At 62.0% G+C, this 18,650-nt stretch carries 18 protein-coding genes; all 18 read left to right on the top strand.

What is annotated here, in order from left to right; translation table 11 throughout:
- Positions 1-5: 5 nt before the first annotated feature.
- The 18 genes from fliD to ACQR1W_RS30100 all read left to right on the top strand — a co-directional run bounded on the left by fliD (position 6) and on the right by ACQR1W_RS30100 (position 18,650).
- Positions 6-1,712 carry a flagellar filament capping protein FliD gene (fliD, locus tag ACQR1W_RS30185; RefSeq protein ID WP_434854175.1) on the top strand — a complete coding sequence of 569 codons (1,707 nt, stop codon included), beginning with the start codon at positions 6-8 and terminating at the stop codon, positions 1,710-1,712.
- A complete protein-coding gene (fliS, locus tag ACQR1W_RS30180; protein WP_434854174.1) occupies positions 1,712-2,137 on the top strand; it encodes a flagellar export chaperone FliS in 426 nt (141 codons plus the stop codon). Before fliD ends, fliS begins: the two co-directional genes overlap by 1 nt.
- A 275-nt stretch (positions 2,138-2,412) precedes the next feature.
- Positions 2,413-2,697: a hypothetical protein gene (locus tag ACQR1W_RS30175; protein ID WP_434854173.1), complete on the top strand. Its 285-nt coding sequence runs from the start codon at positions 2,413-2,415 to the stop codon at positions 2,695-2,697.
- Between the two features lie 451 nt (positions 2,698-3,148).
- Complete coding sequence (locus tag ACQR1W_RS30170) at positions 3,149-3,832, top strand: flagellar hook assembly protein FlgD (RefSeq protein ID WP_434854172.1); 684 nt, start codon at positions 3,149-3,151, stop codon at positions 3,830-3,832.
- 21 nt (positions 3,833-3,853) lie between these two features.
- Positions 3,854-5,113, top strand: coding sequence for a flagellar hook protein FlgE (gene flgE / locus ACQR1W_RS30165; protein ID WP_434854171.1), 1,260 nt, complete (start codon positions 3,854-3,856; stop codon positions 5,111-5,113).
- A gap of 2 nt (positions 5,114-5,115) precedes the next feature.
- Positions 5,116-5,388 (top strand): hypothetical protein, encoded by a 273-nt coding sequence (locus tag ACQR1W_RS30160; protein WP_434854170.1) that lies wholly within the window; start codon positions 5,116-5,118, stop codon positions 5,386-5,388.
- Between the two features lie 21 nt (positions 5,389-5,409).
- Positions 5,410-5,862 (top strand): flagellar protein FlgN, encoded by a 453-nt coding sequence (locus ACQR1W_RS30155; protein ID WP_434854169.1) that lies wholly within the window; start codon positions 5,410-5,412, stop codon positions 5,860-5,862.
- Positions 5,863-5,886: 24 nt separating this feature from the next.
- Entirely contained in the window at positions 5,887-7,644 is a 1,758-nt protein-coding gene (flgK, locus tag ACQR1W_RS30150; RefSeq protein WP_434854168.1) for a flagellar hook-associated protein FlgK, read from the top strand.
- 21 nt (positions 7,645-7,665) lie between these two features.
- Complete coding sequence (locus tag ACQR1W_RS30145) at positions 7,666-8,577, top strand: flagellin (RefSeq protein ID WP_434854167.1); 912 nt, start codon at positions 7,666-7,668, stop codon at positions 8,575-8,577.
- A gap of 167 nt (positions 8,578-8,744) precedes the next feature.
- On the top strand, positions 8,745-9,368 hold the full coding sequence (locus ACQR1W_RS30140; RefSeq protein WP_434854166.1) for an RNA polymerase sigma factor: 624 nt from the start codon (positions 8,745-8,747) through the stop codon (positions 9,366-9,368).
- Between the two features lie 278 nt (positions 9,369-9,646).
- Entirely contained in the window at positions 9,647-10,609 is a 963-nt protein-coding gene (locus ACQR1W_RS30135) for a FecR family protein (protein WP_434854165.1), read from the top strand.
- 44 nt (positions 10,610-10,653) lie between these two features.
- Positions 10,654-11,097 carry a hypothetical protein gene (locus ACQR1W_RS30130; protein WP_434854164.1) on the top strand — a complete coding sequence of 148 codons (444 nt, stop codon included), beginning with the start codon at positions 10,654-10,656 and terminating at the stop codon, positions 11,095-11,097.
- 227 nt (positions 11,098-11,324) lie between these two features.
- A complete protein-coding gene (locus ACQR1W_RS30125) occupies positions 11,325-13,058 on the top strand; it encodes a ShlB/FhaC/HecB family hemolysin secretion/activation protein (protein ID WP_434854163.1) in 1,734 nt (577 codons plus the stop codon).
- Positions 13,058-15,073: a DUF2341 domain-containing protein gene (locus ACQR1W_RS30120; protein WP_434854162.1), complete on the top strand. Its 2,016-nt coding sequence runs from the start codon at positions 13,058-13,060 to the stop codon at positions 15,071-15,073. The genes ACQR1W_RS30125 and ACQR1W_RS30120 overlap by 1 nt, the downstream gene beginning before the upstream one ends.
- Before the next feature lie 5 nt (positions 15,074-15,078).
- On the top strand, positions 15,079-15,483 hold the full coding sequence (locus ACQR1W_RS30115; protein ID WP_008967785.1) for an ExbD/TolR family protein: 405 nt from the start codon (positions 15,079-15,081) through the stop codon (positions 15,481-15,483).
- 16 nt (positions 15,484-15,499) lie between these two features.
- The gene (locus ACQR1W_RS30110; RefSeq protein ID WP_008967784.1) at positions 15,500-15,994 is read left to right on the top strand and encodes a hypothetical protein; all 495 of its coding nucleotides are present in this window, start codon (positions 15,500-15,502) and stop codon (positions 15,992-15,994) included.
- Positions 15,991-16,734 (top strand): energy transducer TonB, encoded by a 744-nt coding sequence (locus ACQR1W_RS30105; RefSeq protein WP_434854161.1) that lies wholly within the window; start codon positions 15,991-15,993, stop codon positions 16,732-16,734. Before ACQR1W_RS30110 ends, ACQR1W_RS30105 begins: the two co-directional genes overlap by 4 nt.
- 44 nt (positions 16,735-16,778) lie before the next feature.
- On the top strand, positions 16,779-18,650 hold the full coding sequence (locus ACQR1W_RS30100; protein WP_434854160.1) for a putative porin: 1,872 nt from the start codon (positions 16,779-16,781) through the stop codon (positions 18,648-18,650).

Raw genomic sequence — 18,650 nt, 5'->3', positions numbered from 1 at the left:
CAATCATGACTGTGAGCAGCACGACCTCGAGCACCAGCAGCACGTCGTCATCATCCTCATCTTCGAGCTCCAGCTCCCTCACGACCTCAGGCACCAGCACGACCAGCACCATCGATTGGAGCGCCCTGATCCAATCGGCTGTCAACGCCAAGCTCGCTCAGGCGACGCAGATCAGCACCAGCATCACCGCCAACCAGGCGAAGATTTCCGCCTACCAGTCTCTCCAGACAGATCTCAGCACGCTTTCATCCGGCTTGGCCTCTCTCGCCACCTCGGTGGTGAACCCGCTCGCCACCAACGTCTTTGCAACACGCTCGGCGACGCTGACCGCGAACGGGGACGTGAGCGCCTCGTCGGTCCTGTCGATGTCGGTCAACAATGGTGCCGCGACCGGCGATCACACGCTGACCGTCAGCCAGATCGCGACGGCGCAAAAGGTTGCTGGCAGCAGCCAGTCGACTGAGACCGACGCCCTCGGCTATTCTGGCGCGTTCACGATCGGTCTTTCCGGAGGAAGCACGGAGAGCATCACGGTGACCAGCGACATGTCGCTGCAGGACATCGCAGATGCGATCAACGCGCAGACCTCCACAACGAATGTCCAGGCAAACATCCTGCAAGTCTCGACCGGGTCTTATGAAATGGTGCTGAGCGGGACGCAGGACGCCGCCGATATCACCTATTCAAGCACGTCCGGCGACGACATTCTGAACAAGCTCGGTGTGACCGACAGTTCGGGTGCGTTCTCGACAGTGATGCAAACGGCGCAAGCGGCGGAATTCACCCTGGACGGCGTCTCACTCACCCGCAACACCAATGACATTTCGGACGTGCTGAGCGGTGTGACCTTCGACCTGCTGCAGCCCACCCCGAGCGGAACGTCGGTCGGCATCAGCATCGGCACGGATACGAGCCAGATCCAATCTGCTCTGGAAACCTTCGTGACGAACTACAATGCATTTCGCGATGCCGTCATCGCCCAGCAGTCGACCAATTCGGATGGGACGGCGTCATCGAGCGCGGTCCTGTTCGGCGACGGGACCATGCGCGACATCATGGACCAGCTCCAGAGCGTGCTGAGCGCGTCGGTCGGCGGGATGACGATGGCCGATCTGGGACTCTCGTTCAACGAGAAGAATGAGCTTCAGCTCGATACCGGCACCCTGTCGACGATCCTCAGCACCAATCTGAGTGGTGTGACCACGCTGCTCTCAGCGCAGACCAAGACGTCGTCGAGCCAGCTCACCGTTGTCAATACAGGAACCTCGCCACAATCATTCACGCTCGACTTGACCGTGGATTCGTCAGGCAATCTCAGCTCTGCATCGGTGGGAGGAGACAGCTCTCTGTTCACGGTCAGCGGCAACGCCATCATCGGCAAGTCCGGCACGGCCTATGCGGGCATGGCCTTCACCTATAGCGGTTCGACATCGCAGTCGATCACGGTGACCTCGACCCAGGGTCTTGCCACGCAGATCTATCAGATCGCAAACCAGGCCTCGGGGAGCAGCGGCTCCTTGCAGACGCTGATCGACAACCTGACGACCCAAGACAATACGCTGACCAGCAAGGTCAACGATATCGACAGCGCTGCTGCCACGTTTCAGAGTCAGCTCGAAGCTCAATATGCGAAATACCAAGCCGCCATCGAGAGCGCCAATAACACCCTGACCTACCTCAAAGCTCTTCTCAACTCGAATTCGAGCAACTAATGACCCAGAGTTCGATGGCCTATCGTGCCAACCAGGCCTACCGCGGCGCGGCTGTCACAGTGTCCCCGCTCAAGGCGGTGATCATGCTGCTGAACGGTGCGACCATGTATCTGCAGAAATCGTTGCAGGCGCAGGATGCGCGCCGTTTCGAGGAGGGGCATGAGCACCTGACACGGGCCACCGCGATCCTGCGCGGGCTGAGCCACCATCTCGACTCGGTCCGTGGCGGCGCGGTCGCGGAGAAGTTGTTCAGGACCTACAATTCGCTGATCCTGGCATGCTTGCGTTCGTACGGCCGTCCGCATATGCGAGAGAACTTCAGCCGCATCATCGCAAGCATCGCTGAACTCCGTGAGGCGTGGGAGGCGGTCGATGCCGCAAGCAGAAGCGGACGCCCGCCCGGTGATTCGGCAGGCCGGCGCTAAGCCGACCGAATCGTCGGTCGCTCCAGTCGAGCGAATGGCATTGTAAGCCATCGCCGCTTCTTCCTAGGATCCAGCACAGGCAGTAGATTGGTAGAAATTCATCCTATAAGTGCATTTTGGTCGGTTTTAATGCACATCATTGTGCATATGAGCCTACGAATCTACGCGCGGTAACGGTATCATGTTGCGGTCTATTGCCGCAACCGATTGATATTAATTTCGTCTTGCTCTCGAATGGTTTATGACGGCGCCGGGGACGCTGGATTGAGCGGACGATGGACGTCAGGGAATTCGAGGATCTGATCGACCGGCTGGGAGAAGATCTCTCCGGCTGGCCTGAAGCGCAGCGCCAGGCTGCGGTCGAACTTCTGGCTTCGTCTCCCGAAGCAAATGCGCTGCTCGAGGAGGCACGCACCTTACGCCAGGCTCTGTCTGCACCGCCGGTCAGAGCGCCCGCAGGTCTTGCGGACCGGATTGTCGCTGCGGCCGGGCGGACGAAGACCGCCGCGCCTGCAGAAGAGCAGCCGGTCCAAGCGGCCGACGCATCACATCCGGGCTGAATTTTTCCGCTGAGCTGAGACCCTGGGGAGAGGGCGGCGCGATGCCGCGTCACTCCGGCGTTCGTGTGGCTTTGTCCTTGCGGGCGCGGCACGGCTGAATGCCAGGCCAAAGCCTTGGGCCGACTTTGATCTCCGCCACATCTGCCATCATGCCGTGACCGGACGGGTGCCCGCCCGCCGATCTCCACCGAATCCTGCGAGCCGATTTTCGATCCGATGCCGTGGCTCTGGCTCATCGACCGGCCTACGTCAGATCGCCCGCACCCGGCGTTTTTTGCCGCCTCTGCACGGCGGCGCTGCGGCAAATTCTGCCGTCTAATCAAGTAATTCCGTCGAATCTTTCTGCGCCTGAATTGGTTGCGCCGACCGTTTGATCTGCAAACGCCACCACGATCGCGAGCTTGCGATGCAGCCGCTGCATCGCGCGCGGCGGGCAGATCTGGAGTTTGTCATGACGGTTTCCGCGACGAGTTCATCGAGTTCAGCCGCCTCGTCCTCCTCCTCATCATCCTCATCATCCTCCTCATCATCCTCGTCGAACTCGACGCTGAGCACGCAGGACTTCCTGTCGCTGCTCGTCAGTGAATTGCAGAACCAGGACCCGCTGAATGCGACCAGCGTGACCGACTTCATCAATCAGATGACGTCTTACGCCAATTTCTCCGAGCAGCAGGCGATCAACACCAGCATGAGCTCGCTGGCGAGCTCGTTCTCCAGCCTCGTGACGCTCAATTCGGTCAACTACATCGGCCACACCGTCGTCGCGAAGACCGATACGGCGACCCTGTCCAACGGGTCCGCGACCTTCGGCTACTCGCTGTCGTCGGCCGCCTCCAATGTCTCAATCTCGGTCAAGGACTCGTCCGGCAATACGGTCTGGACCGGCACCGGCACCGGCAATTCCGGTTCGAACTCGTTCACCTGGGACGGCAAGGACTCGTCCGGCACCCAGCTCAGCGATGGCGGGCAGTACACGATCTCGGTCACGGCAACCAACTCGGCCGGCACCTCGGTGCTCAACTACACGACCATCACGGGCACCGTGACCGGCATCGACACCTCGACCAGCACGCCATCGCTCACCGTGAACGGCGTCTCGGTCAGTGCCGCAAACATCATCGGCGTAACCTCCTGACAGCATTAATCGGAGTGGACTATGAGTCTTTCTGGAGCACTTTCCTCGGCGATTTCCGCGCTCAATGCGCAGAGCTCGTCGCTCGCGATGATCAGCGACAACATCTCAAACTCCGATACGACAGGCTATAAGACCACGTCGGCTATGTTTGAGCAGCTCGTGACGGCATCGAGCAGCAGCCAGTCCTACTCATCCGGCGGCGTCTCCGTATCGGGCCGCTCCAACATCACCCAGCAAGGTCTGTTGGCGTCAACCACCAACGCGACCGACGTCGCGATCCAGGGCTCGGGCTTCTTTGTCACAGCCAACTCCACGACGGCGGGGGGCGACACCTTCTATACCCGAAACGGCGCCTTCACGACCGACAATGTCGGCTATCTCGAAGACAATGGCTACTATCTGGAGGGCTGGCGTACCGATGCGAGCGGAAACATCACCGGGACGAGCCTCGAGCCGATCAACACCGAGGTTGCCCTGACCAATGGCGGGGCAACAACAAAGACCTCCATCTCGGCGAATCTGCCGGCTGACGCAACGACCAGCTCGACTTTCAGCAGTTCGACCACGGTCTATGACTCGCTGGGAGACGCGCACACGCTGAACATAAACTGGACCAAGACCGGGAATAACACTTGGACCGCCCAGATGTCCTCGGCTGATGGAACCGTCAGCACGACGGCTCCGGCATCGGACACCTATGACGTCACGTTCAACACGGATGGATCGCTGGATACTGTAACGACCGCGGGCCAATCGACGTCCAACCCGCTCAGCATCACTTGGAACAACGGCGCCGCGACGAGCTCGATCACGATGGACTTTGGGACCACCGGCGGTGGCACCAACGGTCTGACCCAATTGTCGTCCGGAAGTACGAGCCCAGATGTCAGCAACTTCAAAGCGAACTCGGACGGCATATCCTTCGGCACGCTGAGCAGCGTCTCGGTCGGCAAAGACGGCGTCGTCGATGCGACCTATTCGAACGGGCAGACCATCCCGATCTACAAGATAGCAGTCGCCACGTTCGCTGATCCGAACGGCTTGGTCGCGCATAGCGGCGGTATGTACACATCGACCGCGACGTCCGGCGACGCCACCTTGCAGACATCGGGTGAGAACGGCGCCGGCACGATCTACGGTAGCGAATTGGAGTCGAGCACGACCGACACCACGGGTCAGTTCAGCAACATGATTTCGGCTCAGCAGGCCTATTCGGCGGCATCGCAGGTCGTGTCCACGGTCAACAAGATGTTTGACACCTTGATCTCGTCGATGAGGTGAGCATGGCCGATCCAAGGAAGGAGCGGGCCGGCGAAGGCGAAGCGCTGTTGCGGCGGTTGCGGCGGCTGAAGATCCGCGCAGCGGCTGCCGGCACTGCCGATCGTCTGGAGCTGCTCGCACTGATCGACGATATCGAGACGGTGCGTCGCAAATTGTTGCGCGAATGCGCGCAGCTCGACGAGGAGCGAAGGCTGGCGACGGTCAGGGTCGCTGCGTTCAACACTTACGCGCGCGTGGCGCGCGCGGCCGGCGCGCCGCAACGGCGCGGTCATTGACGACGATACGGGAGCGACAAGATGAAACCAGCAGTCCAGGCCGTCCGCAGCGGAGCCGGCGACGAAGGCGTGAGGACGTTGATTGCGTTGATCGACGAACTGATCGTCGTGGTATCGGAGGAGAACGCCGAGCTGGCCAAGGGCCTGCCGGCGTCACGGTCGAAGCAGCTCGACGACAAGAACCGGCTTGCCGGATTGTTCGAGCAGCGTGTCGCGGAGTGCGCGGCCAGGACGGCAAGCCTGGACGTGCAGGACCAGATGCTGCGGGAGCAGCTGATGGAACGGATTCTCAATCTGCGTCTCGCGATGGATGAGAATCTGATGCGGCTGCGCGCCGCGATCGAGGCGAGCAACCGCCGGATCGAGGCGGTCATGCAGGCGATCCGCGAGCAGATCGCCAGTGTCTCGCCCTATGGGTCGGGCGGCCGCCGCGCGACGCGCGCGATGTCGTGCGGGACTAACGTTCAGGCTTGAGCACCGTAGAGGCGGGGGAAAGCGATGTCGCTCGATGTTGCAAGACTGATCGCGTTCAGCGGGATCATGGCGACGGAAACGCAGATCAGCGTGGCGTCGTCGAACATCTCGAATGCCGATACCACGGGCTACACCAAGAAGACGGCAAATCAGTCTGCAAACGTGACTGATGGCGTCGGCACCGGGGTAACCATCACCGGGATCAGCAGCAACGTCGACAAGCTGCTGTTGAAGTCCCTGATTGGCGCCACCTCCGACCTCGGCTCCGCCGACACCACCAATAACTACATGACTGAGCTCGAGCAGCTGTTCGGCACTGCCAACAGCAATGGCACGTCGACCACCGGGACGTCGCTCGCCAACTCGCTATCCTCGCTCGAATCGGCGCTGTCCTCGCTGGCCAGCTCGCCCTCGAGCGTCTCGCTGCAATCGGCCGTCGTGAGCGCGCTCGACGACGTTGCCTCGCAATTGCGTGATACGTCGAGCGGCATCCAGACGCTGCGGTCCAACGCCGATCAGGATATCGGATCTTCGGTCACCAGCATCAATAGCGATCTGAAGCAGATCTCAGATCTCAACGTCGATATCAGGAAGATGGGCGCGGCCGGACAATCGACCGCGGATCTTGAAGACGAACGGAATTCCGCGCTGCAGGATCTCTCGTCGTACATGAACGTGAGCTACTACACGGCGTCGAACGGGGATCTGCAGGTCTACACGTCGTCGGGCCAGGCGCTGGTCGATTCCTCGGCGCATACGCTCAGCTATTCGACCTCGGCGAACGTCACCGCGTCGACCAGCTATAGCTCGGGCGGCTTCAGCGGCATCACGGTCAACGGGGTTGATATCACCTCGCAGATCACCTCCGGCAAGATCGGCGCCTTGGTCACCTTGCGCGACCAGACGTTGCCGGCCGAACAGTCACAGCTCGACCAGCTTGCGACGCAGTTGAAGTCGGCGTTCAATGCGGTCACCAACGGTGCATCCTCGGTGCCGGCGCCGAGCAGCCTGACCGGGACGTCGACGGTCGCCAGCACGGATGCTCTGTCGGCCACCGGGACGGTCCGGATCGCCGTCACCGACCAGAGCGGCAATCTGGTCTCCTATCAAGATTTGGATATCTCATCCTATTCAACGGTCGGCGATCTCGTCACCGCACTGAACGGGATCTCCGGTGTCTCGGCATCGATCGATTCCAGCGGACATCTGGTGGTCAGCTCGACCGCCTCCGGCGATGGCGTGGCCATCAATGACATGACGAGCGCGGTCAGCGGGGCCGGCTTCTCGGACTATTTCGGGATGAACGATCTCGTCACCGGAACCGGCGCCTCGGATTTTGCGGTCCGCAGCGATATCCTGTCGGGCGCGGCCGGATTGCCGACGGATACAATCGACAGCTCTGCGACTCTCACGACGGGCAGTCAGGTGTTGAGCTCCGGTTCGGCGACCGTCATCAACAGCCTCTACAGCGCGCTGACGGGATCGCGCAGCTTTTCCGCTGCAGGAGGTTTGAGCGCCACCAGCGGTTCTTTCGCCAATTACGCCGCGGCGATCGTGGCCAATGTCGCCAGCAAGGCGTCAGAGGCCTCCTCGACCTATACGGCAAAGGAGACCGCGCAATCCACTTACGCGAGCTCGCTATCCTCCGAGACCGGCGTCAATATCGACGAGGAAACCGCGCGGGTCAGTTCGCTGCAAAACAAATATGCAGCGGCATCGCAGCTGCTCTCGGCGGTCAACACCATGTTTTCATCGCTCATCACCGCGATGCAGTCGGGTTAGTCTGGACAAGAGAATAGTGCCATGATGATGCGGATCGCCACTTTTTCCAACACGGAGCAGATGATCTCCGGCGCGCTGCGGACGCAGGCGACCATGGCCGATATGCAGGTCCAGGAGGCTTCAGGTCTGAAGTCGGAATACCTCGCCGGCTACGGCGCCGAGACCCAGCACGTCGTCAACCTCCAGGTCTCGGTGACGCGCGCGCAATCCTACATCGACGCCGCGACGCTGGCCGACAACAAGGCGCAAGTGATGTATTCGGCAGTAGGCCAGGTCTCGGAGGTGGTGAACCAATTGAAGAGCGCCCTCAGCGCGGCCACCACCGCCAGCGGCACGGAAGTGGCGTCGGCGATCAGCACGGCGCAGCAATTGTTGCAACAGATGGGCGGCATTCTCAACACGCAATATGACGGCGAGTATGTGTTCAGCGGCGCCAAGACCTCGACTGCTGCGGTCGATCTCTCAACCTTCGGCTCGTCGGGGGCGGGCTCGCTGAGCACGCCGGATACCAGCTACTATCAGGGCGACAGCGAACTCGCCTCGGTCCGCGTTTCGGGTGGTCAGACCGTGACGTATGGGATCACCGCCGACAACTCCGCCTTTGAGGAGGTGATGCGGGCATTGAAGTTCGTGGCCAACAGCTCGACCCTGTCGAGCAGCGATATCTCCAGTGCGCTGAGCCTCGCCGATAGCGCGGTGGACGATGTCGCGACGGTTCAGGCAAAGCTCTCCAACGCCACCTCGCAGATCGAGGACGCAAAGTCACTGCAAACCGACTTCAAGAGCTACGCCGAAAGCCTTGACAGCGATCTCACCAGTGTCGACGTGGCGTCAGTCACGGCCCAGCTTTCAACCTATCAGGCGCAGCTCACCGCATCCTATACGGCAATTTCCAAGATCCAGAGCCTCAACCTGGCGAGCTATCTCCGATAAGGGCGTCGCTCGGCGTGGCGGTTGTCGAGAGCATCCAAGAGGCGCAGCCGCTGCCGCGCGTTCCGCCCGACCCGTCGGACGATCACGACATCACGATTCCGGTCGCCTTCGATCTGGATCCGTAAGCGGCGATACGGGACGGCTCCGCCGTCACGCCATTGTCATCCGTGCTCGATAGGTACACCAGTGGGGCGGTATGCCGGTTGCAGTGCAAAGCGGCAGCGGATGGGGCAGCGTCGGTGTCCGATTCAAATATCAGATCGCTGCGGGAGGCTCTTGCGGCCGAATATGAGGGGCTGACCAAGCGTTTGACGCGCCGTCTTGGCTCCGCCGACTTCGCTCGTGAGGCGCTGCACGAGACTTTCCTCCGTGTCGATCGCGTTTCCGATGCTGTCGAGGTTCGCAGCCCGCTCGACTATCTGTTTCGGATGGCGCTCAACGTTGCCCGCGACAGACGCAAAGGCGATCAGCAGCTCTTGAGCGCTGCAGATGTCGAGACGATACTCGATCTCGCCGACGATGGACCTGATCCCAGTGCGGTTGCGGCGTCGCGGATCGAAATGGCGGAGTTCGAGAAGGCGCTGGCGGAATTGCCGGCTCGCCGGCGCGATGTTTTCGTTGCGGCCCATCTCGATCAGCAGCCGCACCGGGAGATTGCCGACCGTTTCGGGATCAACGTTCGGACGGTCGATTTCGACTTGCAATATGCTATGGAGCACCTCAGCCAGCGCCTCGGCCGTAAAATCCTTCGCCGTTTTGGACCAAGGGCAAAGCCGCAGGCGCGGGATTAGCTTCAGTAAACTGCCGCCGCGGTCGACCAAAGCAACGCGAGCCGGGTTGGCCGCGCCGAATTCCTCGTAAAAAGCTTTGCATGACTGGTTCCTGTCGCAACAAACAGCTTGAAAAGCCCGCCGGCGCAATGTTTTCGATTCAGTCCAGCCGGGCGTGGATCGTCTATTGATCAGAACGAGCGCGCTGTGATCGGGAATGCCGCCGCTTGCCGGCGGAGGGAAAAGAGCGACCGGCTTTGACTGCACGCAACGAAATGCCTTCAGAACTGGATCCGTTGTTGCGGCAGGCCCTTGCCTGGGTCATCCGCCTGCATTCGGGTGAGGCGACATCGGCGGACGCGGCCGCCCTGGCCTTGTGGCGGCAGCGCAGTCCTGAGCATGACGCCGCGTTTCGCGAAGCCGTCAGACTGTGGCGTAGTCTCGGCGACGCCGTGCGAACACTTGCCGAACAGAACCTGCCGGCTGCTGGCGGCCGTACCGTGGCGCGCGGGGCCGCCACGAATTCAAGCTTGAGTCGCCGCGTGCTGATCGGGGGGGTGACGGCTGCCGCGGCCTCGTTGGCCGGGGCGTATCTGGTGGCACGACCACCGCTCGGGTTGTGGCCGTCCTGGCAGGAATTGTCCGCAGACTATCGGACCGCCAAGGGCGAGCGGCGTCGCATCACCCTGGCCGACAACGTCGCGCTGACGCTCAATACCCAGACCAGCATCGCCATTCGATCGACGCCGGACCGGCCGTCGGTCGAACTCATCTCCGGTGAGGCTGCGGTGCAGGCGGCAGGCGAGGGGGCCGCGCCGGTCGTGATCGGCGCAGCCGGCGGCCTGATCAGCGCACGCCAGGCGAGCTTCAACGTCAGATGCCTCGAGGGTGTGGTCTCGGTGTCGTGTGTCGATGGCCAGGTCGAGATCGAATGGAAGCGCCAGCGTGCTGTGCTCGCCGGACATCAACAGCTCTCATATTCGGCGCAAGCCGGGCTGGCACCGGCCTCAAATGCCGATGTCGAGCAGATGCAGGCCTGGCTGAATGGCCTGCTGGTCGTCCGCGACTGGCCGGTCGATCGGCTGGTCCAGGAAATCAACCGCTACCGGCCGGGCAGGATCGTCATCATGGGCGGATTAGGTCGGCGTATGATCTCGGGTACCTTCCATCTCGATCATCTCGACGATTTCATTGCGCAGGTCCAGAGCCTGTTCGGCGCCAGCGTGCGAGCGCTGCCGGGCGGCATTGTTCTGTTGAGCTGAGTCCGATCGAACGGGCGCGGTTGGAGACCGGGAAGGAGGCGGACATGAGGCGGGCGTCGGGATTGTTGCTCAGCCGTCCAGGCTCATCTGTTGTCGCGATGAGCTGCTGGTTATTGTGGTCCTTCAATGCAGCACTGGCGCAGGACTATCAACCGACCGCGAGTGCGCCGGCGCACTGGGGTGCGTTTGCAAAGCTTGTGACGCGTCACTTCGAGGACGGCATCAGCGCCGATGACCAGGTTTCAAATCGGTTTCGGAGCTATGTGCTCGAACACCGTGACAAAGCCGACGGCCCGCCGCAGGTTTTCACGGTCCAGGCCTGGGTCGGCCCGCATGGCACGATCGAGAAGGTGGCCTTTCCGTCACTGAAGAACGCGCAGGCCGACGGGGATCTGCGCACCATCCTCACACGTGGAACGGTTGGCGTGTCTCCGCCACCTGATCTTCTGCAGCCCCTGAATCTGCGGCTCTCACTCAATATAAAGTAGTTTTGAGAAGCAATTCTGCGGGCTCCATTCGCGCGCTCCCATGGAGGGAGTGCGATTAGCCGTTGCGCAAATATCACGATCCGGCTGCGCGCTTCGCTGCCGCGCACACATTCGTTAAAATTTCGATTCAGTCTCGCCCCGCTCCAATCGTCTTCTGAACAAAGACACCATGAACGCGGCATCCCGCTGCGGGTTCATGCGCGTGTCCGGGAGACGAGCGAGCGTCCGTGCAGTCTGATCGGGATTTCAAGCGTGGCGGATTCGCGTCCGCCCGAACGGCGGTGCTTTGCCTGAAGCCGGCGCTGATGGTGCTGGTCGGCGGCCTTGCCGCCGTCGCGCCGGCATCGGCAGAGACGGCCGCACCGGCGCAAGGCGCGCAAAAGCCTGCCAGCTCGGCTGCGCCGGGCGCGGCTGCGCCGCAGCAGCCGTTGGCACATTTCGATATCGACGATTTCGCGGTTCAGGGCGCCGACAAGCTGCCGGAGATCGACATCGAAGAGGCGATCTATCCGTTTCTCGGGCCGAACAAGACTTCGGAGGATGTCGAGAAGGCGCGGGCCGCGCTGGAGAAGGCCTATCACGACAAGGGCTTTCAAACCGTCAGCGTCGCCGTGCCGCAGCAGAACGTGAACCAGAAGGTCGTCGTGCTCAAGGTGACCGAGCTCAAGGTCGGGCGGCTGCGCGTCAAGAATTCCCGCTACTTCGATCTCGACAAGATCAAGGACAAGGCGCCTTCGCTCAAAGAGGGAACGGTGCCCAACTTCAACGACGTCACCAAGGACATCGTTGCGCTCAACCAATGGCCGGATCGGCGCGTCACCCCGGCCTTGCGCGCGGGCGTGACGCCCGGAACCGTCGATGTCGACCTTAACGTCGAGGACAAAGCGCCCATTCACGGCAGTCTCGAAGTCAACAATCGGCAGTCGCCGAACACGACTGCAACGCGCGTCAGTGCGACGGTGCACTACGACAATCTCTGGCAGCTCGGCCATTCTTTCAGCTTCACCTATCAGGTCGCGCCGGAGCGTCGGAAAGACGCGGAAGTCTTTTCCGCCTCCTATCTCGCTCACACGGACATCGACTGGCTGAGCGTGCTGCTTTACGGCTTGAAGTCGAGCAGCGACGTCGCAACGGTCGGCGGCACCAATATCGTGGGCCCTGGCGATATTATCGGCGGCCGAGCGGTGATGACGCTGCCGAGCCGAGACCATTTCTTCCACACCTTATCGGCCGGTATCGACTACAAGCATTTCGACCAGACAACCATGCAGCTCGGCTCCGCCAACTTCGGCTCGCCGGTCACGTACTATCCAGTCGTCGGCACTTACGGCGCGACGTTCCAATATGAGAAGTTCACCACCCAGTTCAACGCCACGCTGACCTACAATCTGCGCCCGCTGTCGAGCGACCGGCTCGCGTTCGACGCCAAGAGGTTCGATGCCTCGCCAAGCTTCACGCATTTCAACGTCGACCTGTCGCACACCCAGGAGCTCCCCGAGGGCTATCAGTTCTGGGGCAGGCTGCAGACCCAGATCGCCGATGGGCCGCTGGTCTCGAGTGAGCAGCTCAGCGCCGGTGGTCTCGATACCGTGCGCGGCTATCTGGAGTCCGAGGTGCTTGGCGATGACGGCGTGATCGGTAACCTGGAAATTCGCAGCCCCGATATTGGCGCGATGCTGCAGAAGCAGATGAAGGACGAGACCGGCAAGGGTACGCCGCTCTTCACCACCTTCAACGAATGGCGGATGTTTGCCTTTGCCGACATCGGCCATGTCAACGTTCAGCGCACCTTGCCGGAGCAATTCTCACAGTTCGACCTGTGGAGCTACGGCCTGGGCTCGCGCTTCAAGCTCTTCAACTCGATCAATGGCGTAGTCGTGCTGGCGGTCCCGATGGCAAACCAGACCTATACCCGCGCGGGTGATCCGCGCGTCAATTTCCGGCTTTGGGGTGAATTCTGATGATGCTCGGATGGATTGATAGGCTTCGGGCCGGGCCGTGCCTGGCGGCTGCGGCAAGGAAAGCCGTGAGCACACTCGTGCTCGCGGTCGTCGGGGCGACGCTGCTGTCGGCCTCGCCGGCGAAAGCGTGGTGGAACGACGAATGGCAGCTGCGCAAGAAGATCACGATCGACGCCAGCGCAGCCGGCGCCAACATCACCGATCCGATCGGCACCACGCCGATCCTGGTGCGCCTGCATCCCGGCAATTTCCGCTTCAGCGCTACCAAGGACGACGGCAGCGATCTGCGCTTCGTCGCCGGCGACGACAAGACCCCGCTGAAGTTTCATATCGAAAAGTTTGATGCGCTGCTGGGTGAGGCCCTGGTGTGGGTCTCGGTGCCGAACCTGCAGCCCGGCGCCAAGACGGAGCTCTGGCTCTACTACGGCAGCAAGAAAGCGGTGCCCGTGGCCGATGCCAAGGGCACCTACGATACGGACCAGCAGCTTGTCTATCATTTCACCGAACGCGGCACGCCCGCGCTCGACTCCACGGTCTGGGCCAACAATGCGCAGGGCGTCGGTCAGCCCTCGGACGGCGCTCTGATCGGCACCGGCCTGCGGCTCGATGGCGCAACGCCGCTGACCTTGCCGTCCTCATCGTCGCTCGCGATCGCGGGCGATACGACCGGTTGGACCTGGTCGGTCTGGGTCAAGCCGGCTGCGCAGCAGCCGAACACGGCGCTCTATAGCCGCCGCGACGGCGGGAACGGTTTCGTCATCGGCCTCGACGGCGGTGCGCCGTTCGTCGAGATCAGCAATGCCGGTGCCACGCAGCGCAGCACCACCGCTGCGCCGATCCCGGTCAACTCCTGGCACCACATCGCCGTCGTCGCGGGCAGCGGCAAGGTAACGCTTTATCTTGACGGCAACGCTTATGCTGCGCTGGACGCGACGCTGCCCGCGCTCAACACGCTTGCTTTCGTTGGCGGAGACACGGCCGCCTCCACCGTGGCTCCCGCGGCGGCGGCGCCGGCATCGACATCGCCGGCGCTGTCAGCCGACGGAGGCACAGCGACGCCGCCTGCCGATGCGAGTGCAGGGGCCGCGCTTGCACCAGCGGCGGCCGCAATGGCGGGCTTTGTCGGCGATATCGACGAGTTTCAGATCAGCAAGGTGGCGCGACCTGCGGGCTTCATCCGCCTTGCGGCGATCGGCCAGGGGCCCGATCAGGGCAAGCTGATCTCGTTCAGCGTCGACGAGGAAACCGCAAGCTGGCTGTCCGGCTATTTCGCGGTGATCCTGAAGTCGGTCACGATCGACGGCTGGGTCGTTATCGGCATTCTGCTGGTGATGGCTGCGATCAGCTGGGTGGTGATGCTGGACCGCGCCTCCTTCCTCGGCCGACAGTCGCGCGCCAATACGCGCTTCCTGCGCAGCTACCGGGACGTCGATTTCGATCTGACCCTGCTCAGTCACGGCACCGAGCAAGAGGTCGCAACGCTCGGAGGTCGGCTGAGGCCGCGCGATGCATCGACGCTGCGTTCATCCTCGCTCTATCGCATCTACCACGTCTGCGCCGACGAGATCCGCCGCCGCTCCGCGCGCACGCCGGCGCTGGTGCTGTCGGGAAGCTCGATCGCCGCGATCCGCGCCGCGCTCGACGGCGCGGTCGTCAAGGAGATGCAGCGGCTGAACCGGATGATGGTCATCCTGACGATTGCGATCTCCGGCGGACCGTTCCTCGGTCTGCTCGGCACCGTCGTCGGTGTCATGATCACCTTCGCGGCGATCGCCGCGAGCGGCGACGTCAATGTCAACGCGATCGCGCCCGGCATTGCGGCTGCGTTGGTCGCAACCGTTGCCGGCCTCGGCGTCGCCATCCCGGCGCTGTTCGGCTACAACTATTTGATCTCGAAGATCAAGGATCTGAGCAGCGACCTGCAGGTCTTTGTCGATGAGCTCGTGACCCGCATCGCGGAAATCTATTCCGCCGATCGGCCGGATCCGGTCGACCATCGGATGGCCGCGGAGTAGGGGCGATGCAGGTCCAATCCGATTCCAAGCCTTACGACGACATCAACATCACGCCGATGTTGGACCTCGCTTATGTGCTCCTGGTGATCTTCATCATCATGACCACGGCGACCGTGCAGGGGCAGAAGGTCAACCTTCCGAAGGCATCTGCCGCGCCGAGCCTGGCGACACAGACCACCAAGGCCATCACGGTAGCCAACGATGGCAAGATTTTCCTCGACACCATTCCGGTGACGCTGCCCGAGTTGGAGCAGCGGCTGATCCAGCAAAAGGCGCTGACGCCGGAATTCCCGGTTGTGCTGCGCGGCGATGCCCAGGCCCAGTATCAGAGCGTGATGGACGTGCTCGACCTGCTGGGGCGCATCGGCCTCACGCAGGTCGGCCTGGCCACCAAGCCGCTTGTCAAATAGAGGGTGATACGGACCGATGCGCAGTCCATTCCATCACACTCCCATTGGTCACAAGGGCCTGCATGACGGCGTGCTGGTGCAGATGCGTCACGCATTGTTGCGTACGCTCGCCAGATTCCGGCCGGCCGTGGTGAGCACCGTCGCTATCGCCGCTGCAGTCGACGCTCATGTCGAGCCTAGCGAGGCGGCGGTGCTGGCGTTTCCAGTCCGCGGCGAGGCGTTGCTGGTGAATCTCGCCAGCACGCTGCGGGAGCGGGTGATGCGGTCAGACGCTGCGGATGATCCTTTTCTGATGACGATGTCGCGCAGCCCGCGGCCGCGGCTGTCGATCGATCGCGATGCCTATGTCGAATTCCACGCCGAAGACTCGACCTTCCATTTGAAGATCGATGCCATTCCGGCATCGCGGCTGACGCTGGAGACGCCCGAATTCACCATGCTGGTGAAGTTCGTCCTGCAATATCTGGCCGAGCGCCATGGTGAGCCCGACCAAGGCGGGGGCATGGCGTGAGCGGGCGCAGAGACGAGTGGGAGCTGGAAGCCGAACCCGGTGAAGTCAAGAGCCGCGGCTTGCGCAACTTTTTCGCCCATCCCGGCCTGCGCTACGGCGCCGCACTCGTGGTCGTCGTGCTGCTGGTCGCGAGCGCGGCTTATTCGCTGTTTGGCGGCGACGAACTGCCGCCGCCGCGCCAGATCCATGAGATCACGATTGTCAACATCACGCCACCTCCACCTCCGCCGCCTCCACCGCCGCCCGAGCAGAAGATGATCGAGCAGCCGAAGGAAGCGGAGCAGAAATTCACGGAGGAGAAGCCGCTCGAAAAGCCGCCTGAGAAGGAGCCGGTCAAGGAAGCCAAGAACGAGGACCCGCCCGGACCTCTCGCGCTGGACGCCAAGGCCACCGGGCCGGGTGACTCGTTCAATCTCGGCAGCAAGGTCGGCGGCAGTCCATTTGGAGGCGGCGGGGGCGGCAGCCGCTGGGGCTGGTACTCCTCGCAGGTTCAGTCGCAGATGGAGTCCGCGCTGCGCGGCAACAACAGGACACGGAATGCGGTCCTGCAGGTCGGCATCCGGTTGTGGGCGGAAGGCACCGGCCGGGTCAGCCGGGTGCAGCTGGTGTCGTCGACCGGCGACGCCGAGCTTGACGCCGCGATCCGCGACGAGCTGGCGCGCCTGACGCTGCGCGAACCTCCGCCCAAGGACATGCCGATGCCGATCGTCACCCGCGTCATCATGCGGCGGCCGACCTGACGATTTTGACTAACAAGGACGACGAGTAAAAGGACAGGGGACCAATGGTTGACTTCACTTCAAACGCACGCCGGCGCTCTTTGATGCTCGCCGTTTCGCTGGCTGCGCTTGCATGCGGTGCGCCCGCGTTTGGCCAGGGCGATCAAGTGTCCACCGCACAAGCCGACAACAAACGGCCGAGGCTTTCGGACGCAAGGCCGACCTCGCCGAACGCGACGATCAATCTCGTCAACCTGCTGGTGAAACAGGGCGTCATCACCGAAGAGCAGGCTGCGACACTGATCAAGCAGGCCGATGACGAGGCCTATGTGGCACGGCAGGCGGCGAAGAATGCATCCGCCAAGGCGGACGAGGCAGCGAAAGCGGCCAATGCCGCGGCATCTGCGGCCGAGCCGCCGGGCACGCGCCACGTCACCTACGTGCCGGAGATCGTCAAGCGCCAGCTGCGCGAGGAGATCAAGAAGGAGGTCATGGCGACGGCGGAGAAGGAGAACTGGGCTTCGCCTGGTCTCTATCCCGAATGGGCGCAGCGCATCCACTTCTATGGCGACTTCCGCGCCCGCTATCAGGGCAGCTTTTTTCCGAAGGGCAACGATCAGCAGGATGCGTTCAATTTCAACGCGATCAATACCGGATCGCCCTACGACATCAGCAGCGGCTATAACTTGCCGACGTATAACGCGTCTCAGAATCGCAATCAGGCAAAGCTGCGTGCCCGACTCGGCATGGACGCGGATTTGACCAACGGCTTCAATGCCGGTTTGAGGATTGCCACCGGCTCGGATAATTCGCCGGTATCGACCAATCAGACGCTCGGCGGCGGTGGCTCGAACTTCTCGAAATATTCGCTCTGGCTCGATCGTGGTTACCTGACCTACCAAAACTGGAATCAGGATCTCGTCGCCTCGGTCGGCCGCTTCGACAATCCGTTCTGGTCGCCGACTGATCTCGTCTGGTATCGTGAGCTTGGATTCGACGGCGTGGCGCTCCAGGGGAAGTACCAGTTCTCCGAGGATTTCACCCCGTTTGGCGTGATCGGGGCGTTCCCGCTCTTCAACACGGACTTCAACGCCGGAACCAATCTAAATTTTAATGACTCGAAGTTCCCGAGCCACGACAAGTGGCTATACGGTGCCCAGATCGGTTTCGCTTCGCGCTTTGATCCGGTGCATCAGTTTCGAGTGGCTGCTGCATTCTATGACTTCGACAACGTCCAGGGACAGGCATCGTCGCCGAATTGCTTCGTGCAGTCGAGTTCCGACGTTTGCGACACCGATCAGACTCGGCCGCTTTTTGCGCAGAAGGGCAACACCTACATGCTCTTGCGCAACATCGACAACAGGACGTCGAACAACAATTTCGGAAATGCGCTTCAATTTCAGTATTTCGGATTGCTACAAAAATTCAGGCCATTGGTTGCGAGCGGCTCGGTCGATCTTGGCGATTTTCACCCATTCCATATCGTAGTCGACGGAGAGTTCGTCTGGAACACAGCCTTCGATCGCAATTTGACGCTCGCGGGCGCGGGACTTCCGAGCGCGACCGGCATTACAGTGCCTGGGATGGCAATCAACAATCGTGCCGGAACCGCCGACGGAAAAACGGTCGGTCCCTTCGACGGCGGCGACAAAGGTTGGATGGCGCGGGTCACGGTCGGAAACCGGGAGATCAAGCATTTCGGCGATTGGAATGCGCATGTCGGCTACAAATATCTCGAATCCGACGCCACGCTCGATGCGTTCACTGATCCCGATTTCGGCCTCGGCGGCACCAACCTCAAGGGCTATTTCATCGGTGGCAATGTCGGCCTTAGCGAGAATGTCTGGGCGTCGCTGCGCTGGATGAGCGCCAATAATATTGGCGGCGTGCCTTACGCGGTCGATGTGCTCCTGGTTGATCTCAACGCGAAGTTCTGA

This window comes from Bradyrhizobium sp. HKCCYLS1011 (assembly GCF_051167795.1).
Classification (GTDB): domain Bacteria; phylum Pseudomonadota; class Alphaproteobacteria; order Rhizobiales; family Xanthobacteraceae; genus Bradyrhizobium.
Note: the sequence above shows the minus strand (reverse complement) of the source record. Positions and strands in the feature narration are given on the sequence as shown.

Coding starts and splice junctions, on each gene's coding strand:
- fliD (WP_434854175.1), top strand. CDS start 6: ATGACTGTGAGCAGCACGACCTCGAGCACCAGCAGCACGTCGTCATCA.
- ACQR1W_RS30115 (WP_008967785.1), top strand. CDS start 15,079: ATGCAGGTCCAATCCGATTCCAAGCCTTACGACGACATCAACATCACG.
- ACQR1W_RS30155 (WP_434854169.1), top strand. CDS start 5,410: ATGAAACCAGCAGTCCAGGCCGTCCGCAGCGGAGCCGGCGACGAAGGC.
- ACQR1W_RS30160 (WP_434854170.1), top strand. CDS start 5,116: ATGGCCGATCCAAGGAAGGAGCGGGCCGGCGAAGGCGAAGCGCTGTTG.
- ACQR1W_RS30100 (WP_434854160.1), top strand. CDS start 16,779: ATGGTTGACTTCACTTCAAACGCACGCCGGCGCTCTTTGATGCTCGCC.
- ACQR1W_RS30175 (WP_434854173.1), top strand. CDS start 2,413: ATGGACGTCAGGGAATTCGAGGATCTGATCGACCGGCTGGGAGAAGAT.
- ACQR1W_RS30130 (WP_434854164.1), top strand. CDS start 10,654: ATGAGGCGGGCGTCGGGATTGTTGCTCAGCCGTCCAGGCTCATCTGTT.
- flgE (WP_434854171.1), top strand. CDS start 3,854: ATGAGTCTTTCTGGAGCACTTTCCTCGGCGATTTCCGCGCTCAATGCG.
- flgK (WP_434854168.1), top strand. CDS start 5,887: ATGTCGCTCGATGTTGCAAGACTGATCGCGTTCAGCGGGATCATGGCG.
- ACQR1W_RS30145 (WP_434854167.1), top strand. CDS start 7,666: ATGATGATGCGGATCGCCACTTTTTCCAACACGGAGCAGATGATCTCC.
- fliS (WP_434854174.1), top strand. CDS start 1,712: ATGACCCAGAGTTCGATGGCCTATCGTGCCAACCAGGCCTACCGCGGC.
- ACQR1W_RS30170 (WP_434854172.1), top strand. CDS start 3,149: ATGACGGTTTCCGCGACGAGTTCATCGAGTTCAGCCGCCTCGTCCTCC.
- ACQR1W_RS30120 (WP_434854162.1), top strand. CDS start 13,058: ATGATGCTCGGATGGATTGATAGGCTTCGGGCCGGGCCGTGCCTGGCG.
- ACQR1W_RS30110 (WP_008967784.1), top strand. CDS start 15,500: ATGCGCAGTCCATTCCATCACACTCCCATTGGTCACAAGGGCCTGCAT.